Raw genomic sequence first — 4,647 nt, 5'->3', positions numbered from 1 at the left:
ACGCAGCCCCGCGGGGATAAATCCCCTCGCCACAGGAATTTGTATCTGTCTCAAGGGGTATTGATTTCCAATCGGAAATCCACGGCCTTTGGCGTCGGGGCGATGGCCGGCAGGAAGCTGGTCTGTTCGCCGTACAGCGTCAGGCTTTTCCAGGTTTCTTCCCCGGCGATCGGAAAGCCTTCCGGCCCCAGCCAGGCAAAACGGTAGTACATCGTCTTGTTGTTAAAGCTGGTATTGCTCAGCTGAACATTGACGGTCATGTAGCCGTTTTCCCGGGCGACGCGCATGGCGCCCACCACGATGTTCTTGGTCTTGCCCATCGCCACGACCTTGCTGGCGGCGCTGCCCGGCTCCGGCGGCGGTGGGGTGGCGCAGCCGGCCAGCAAGGCCAGGGCGCCGACGGCGATCAGTTTTAAACGCATGTGAACAAGACTCCGTTCTTAAGGTTGTTTGAGAGCGATGGCGGTGGGATTGGCGCTCGTGATGACTTGGGCCGCCAGGCCGCCGGCGAAAACCTGGTTGCCCACCGCGCGCAGGGTGATGACCTGGTAACGCTGATCGACCTTGACCTTCACCACCGAGCCGCCTACAGCGCTTGGCAAGGTAACCTGGTGCTCACCCTTCTTCAGGCGCAGGCGCACCACTTGGGTGTAGTCCGGCAGGGTGCGCCAGGTCCGGGTATCCGCGCCTTCAAGCACGGCCGAGGTAATGCCCACGGCCAGGCCGGCCAGCGGATTGGTTTCGTTGATCTGTTTCTGCGCCACGCCACGGGTCACCGCCCGCACGGTTGTGCGCAGGATGATTCCCGGCATGTCATCACGCAGGGCGCGGCGGGACATGGCAGTGGTGCTGTTGAGCTGGGTCAGGTCCAGTTGACGGCCGTCGACGCCGATCTGGGCGAAAGTCGCGGTGGAGGTGTCCGGCTTGATCAGCGGGAACGACAGCGGTGTGATCACCACGTTGCCACTGATGGGCAAGGGCAGCGGGATTCGGATCGAATCCCGGGACGGCGCCAGGCCGCTCTGCACCACGATCAGGATATCGCTGTCGTCGCCCTTGGCGGCAGGCTTGTCCAGATTGAGCAGCGCTTGTTCCAACAGCGGAGTATTGGGGCGCAGCTCGGCGGCTTTGCGATAACCCGGCGCCGCCAGGTCTTTTTCGCCCAGGGCTTCATAGACGAAACCCGCCAGGTAGTGGCTGAACGCGCTCTGGTAGCTGTTTTTCAGGCTGACCACTTCCGGCGCGTCCAGGCTGGCGACCGGGTAACCCTTGAGGTCCTTGTATTCGGTCTTGACCCCTTGCTTCTCGGCGTCTTCCTCACGCTTGAGGTATTCCTTGTCGCGCAGGTCGGCAATCACCGCTTCGCGCTCGTGGGTTTTCTTGATCTGCGTCCGCGCACCGTCGAAGTCATTCACGGCCAGCAGGTTCAGGGCCATCTGCGTGGTGAGCATGACCTTTTCATAGTCATAGCCCTCGTAGCGCCGGACCTTGTCGTTGACCAGGAAGCTGCCGAACTGCGCGAGGTACTTGGCGGTGTCGAGCTTGACCGCGTCTTCCCATCGTCCGACCTGCTGGTCGGCGCTGGTCCAGGCCGTCTGGCTGCCGGACAGATCGCCCTTGGCGCGCAGCAGCTCACCCTTTTCGAAGAAATAGAGCAGGTCTTTGTCCTGGCTGGCGTTGTTCTTTTCCAACAGGGTCAATGCGGCGTCGACGTTGCCGGAGGCCAGTTGCTGATTGGTCTGGGCCAGCTCACTGTCGTAGTTGCGGAAGGCCGAACAGCCGGACAGCAAGGTGATCGCACCAAGGGCGACCGAAAAAGCGGCACGGGATGCCATGAACATTTCTTCCCTGAATAGCAGCCTGGGTGTGCGGGTCGGGCTGAGGCGATCCACGAACAGGCCCGAGGGCGCCGTCGGTTCCTCGGAGCGAGGAGCGCTTATGCCGTTCGTTAATAAGAAGGCGGCGCATTATAAACAGCGCTTTGGTGTGAGTAGTGGCTTTTTAATCTCTAAATGATGTTTTTGTGATGTCATCTCCAAAGCGTGAATATCCGATGAAAAAGCGTGGCTTGTGCGCATCGGGACTTGAGCCAAACGCATTGGAAGTGAACAATGTGTTACTTCTTATTTCCAATCGAGAGTCATTCATGACTGCCCCGTTTCGTTTCCTGGCTTGGCTAGCGCTGCCGTTGCTGGCGCTGTGCAGCACCGACTTGCTGGCCGATACCGTCGAAGGCGCTCCCAAGGCGTTGCATCTGCTGGATTACATCGGGGCGGATTACCCGGCGACTGTCGAGGCGGGAAAAGTCATCGACGATTCCGAATACCGCGAGCAACTGGAGTTCACCGGGGTATTGGAGGGCTTGATCGGCGCATTGCCAGCCAAGCCGGAAAAAGCTGAATTGGCTCTAGGCATCGATACCTTGCGCAAGGCGATGACGGAACGCCAGGAGGGCGGCGATGTGGCTCGCATGGCGCGGCAATTGGGCGCAAGGCTCGCGGTCGCGTACGAAGTCAGCCAGGCGCCGATCATTACGCCGGACCCGACGCGCGGCGCGCCGTTGTATGCGCAGAATTGCTCTGTCTGTCATGGGGACAGCGGTGCCGGGGACGGTCCGGCGGGTGTTGGCCTGGAGCCGCCACCCTCGAACCTGCGTGACGGTCGACGTCTTGATCGGCTGAGTCTCTATGCGATCTACAACACCCTGGGCATGGGTATCGAGGGCACGGACATGCCAGCGTTCGCCGATCAACTCGATGATCGGCAACGCTGGGACCTGGCCACCTACATCGCCAGCTTCAGCGCTGACCCGGTCGCCGCCAAAGGCGAGGTGACCTACAACCTCGCCGATCTCGCCCGCCAGACACCGGCTGAAGTCCTGGCTGCCCAGGGCCCTGCCGCGGCTGCGACGTTCCGTGCCCAACGCGCCCAACCACCACAAGTGCAGCGTGGGCCGGGGCAGTTGCTCGACTACACCGCCGCCACGTTGGACAAAAGCATCGCGGCGTACCGTGCCGGCGATCATGACCAAGCCTATGACCTGTCGGTAGCGGCCTACCTGGAAGGTTTCGAGCTGGTGGAAAGCTCGCTCGATAACGTCGACCCCAATGTGCGCAAAGACACCGAAAAGGCCCTGATGGCTTTCCGTCAGTCCTTGCAGGACGGCTTGCCGGTGGCGCAGGCCGAACAACGCCTGGACGCGGCCAAGGCGAAATTGAAGGAGTCCGCCGGCCTGCTGGGCGGCGATGGCTTGAGCTGGTCGCTGAGCTACATCTCCGGCTTGCTGATCCTGCTGCGCGAAGGTCTGGAAGCGATCCTGGTCCTGGCGGCGATCCTGGCGTTCTTGCGCAATACCGGCCAGCAATCGGCGGTTCGCAGCGTCAACATCGGCTGGGGATTGGCTTTGCTTGCCGGTCTGGCGACGTGGGGGGTGGCCGCGTATGTGATTGATGTCAGCGGCGCGCAGCGGGAGTTGCTTGAGGGCGCGACGGCGTTGTTCGCTAGCGTGATGGTGCTGTGGCTGGGTGTGTGGATGCACGACCGGCGCCACGCAGCGGCCTGGCAGGATTACATCAAGAGCAGCCTGGTGGGCGGTGGTGGCCGTTTCGGTTTTGCGGTCCTGGCGTTTTTCTCGGTCTACCGCGAACTGTTCGAAGTGATCCTGTTCTACGAGACTCTGTGGCTGCAGGCCGGTCCCGCCGGGCACAACGCGGTGCTGGCTGGCGGCGCGTCGGCGCTGGTGTTACTGGTGGGGTTGGCCTGGGTGATCTTGCGCGGTTCGGCGAAACTGCCGCTGGCGCTGTTCTTCAGCATCAACGCCGCGCTGCTGTGTGCGCTGTCGGTGGTGTTTGCCGGCCATGGTGTGAAGGCACTGCAGGAAGCCGGCATCTTCGGCACGCGACCGGTGGCTTTCTTCGACTTCGACTGGCTGGGCATTCATGCCGATGCTTATTCGCTGGCGGCCCAGGCGCTGGCGATCACTGCGATCGTTGTGCTGTACGGACGCAGCTGGGTGGTAGAGAAACGTCGGGTCCAGGTTTCCTGAACGGCGGCATTCGCTGCACTCATAATCGCGAGCAAGCTCGCTCCCACAGGATGTAGGCTGTCCTTGTGGGAGCGAGCTTGCTCGCGATGCTTTTTGATAGAGGAAAGCACTCAATGCGCGTATGGATCGATGCAGACGCCTGCCCCAAGGCGGCGAAGGAGCTGGTGGTCAAGTTCGCCTTGAAGCGCCAGTTCGAAGTGGTGCTGGTGGCCGGGCAACCGCAGATCAAGCCGGCCCTGGCCCTGGTGAAGCTGATCGTGGTGCCGAGCGGTCCTGATGCGGCGGATGATTACCTCGTGGAGCATGCCGTGCCAGGCGAGTTGGTCATCTGCAGCGACGTGCCACTGGCTGATCGCCTTGTGAAGAAGGGCGTCGCCGCCCTGGACCCCAGGGGCAAGGAGTTCGACGCGCAGAACATGGGCGATCGACTGGCGGTGCGCAACCTGTTCGCCGACCTGCGTGAACAGGGACAAGTCGGCGGCGGGCCGGCGGCGTACAGCGAACGGGACAAGCAAGCGTTTGCCAATGCGCTGGATCGGATATTGACGCGGTTGGCTCGCTTGTCCTGATTCTCGTGGATCCCCTGTGGGAGCGAGCTTGCT

4 protein-coding genes are annotated in these 4,647 nt (G+C 62.1%); 2 read left to right on the top strand and 2 right to left on the bottom strand.

The features are described from left to right. Positions 1-50: 50 nt before the first annotated feature. Positions 51-422, bottom strand: coding sequence for a DUF1425 domain-containing protein (locus OC610_RS21575; protein ID WP_264430634.1), 372 nt, complete (start codon positions 420-422; stop codon positions 51-53). Between the two features lie 18 nt (positions 423-440). After that, entirely contained in the window at positions 441-1,835 is a 1,395-nt protein-coding gene (locus OC610_RS21570; protein ID WP_264430631.1) for a COG3014 family protein, read from the bottom strand. A 311-nt stretch (positions 1,836-2,146) separates the two neighbouring features. On the opposite strand from OC610_RS21570, the gene OC610_RS21565 reads away from it, so the two are divergent. Together OC610_RS21565 and OC610_RS21560 are read left to right on the top strand one after the other, a co-directional pair. Then, positions 2,147-4,045, top strand: a complete 1,899-nt coding sequence (locus OC610_RS21565) for an FTR1 family protein (RefSeq protein WP_264430630.1) — start codon at positions 2,147-2,149, stop codon at positions 4,043-4,045. A gap of 113 nt (positions 4,046-4,158) precedes the next feature. Continuing rightward, the gene (locus tag OC610_RS21560) at positions 4,159-4,614 is read left to right on the top strand and encodes a YaiI/YqxD family protein (RefSeq protein ID WP_264430629.1); all 456 of its coding nucleotides are present in this window, start codon (positions 4,159-4,161) and stop codon (positions 4,612-4,614) included. Positions 4,615-4,647 lie beyond the last annotated feature (33 nt).

Origin of the sequence: Pseudomonas agronomica, from assembly GCF_025917275.1 — a bacterium.
GTDB lineage: Bacteria > Pseudomonadota > Gammaproteobacteria > Pseudomonadales > Pseudomonadaceae > Aquipseudomonas > Aquipseudomonas agronomica.
This window is presented reverse-complemented; position numbering and strand designations above follow the sequence as displayed.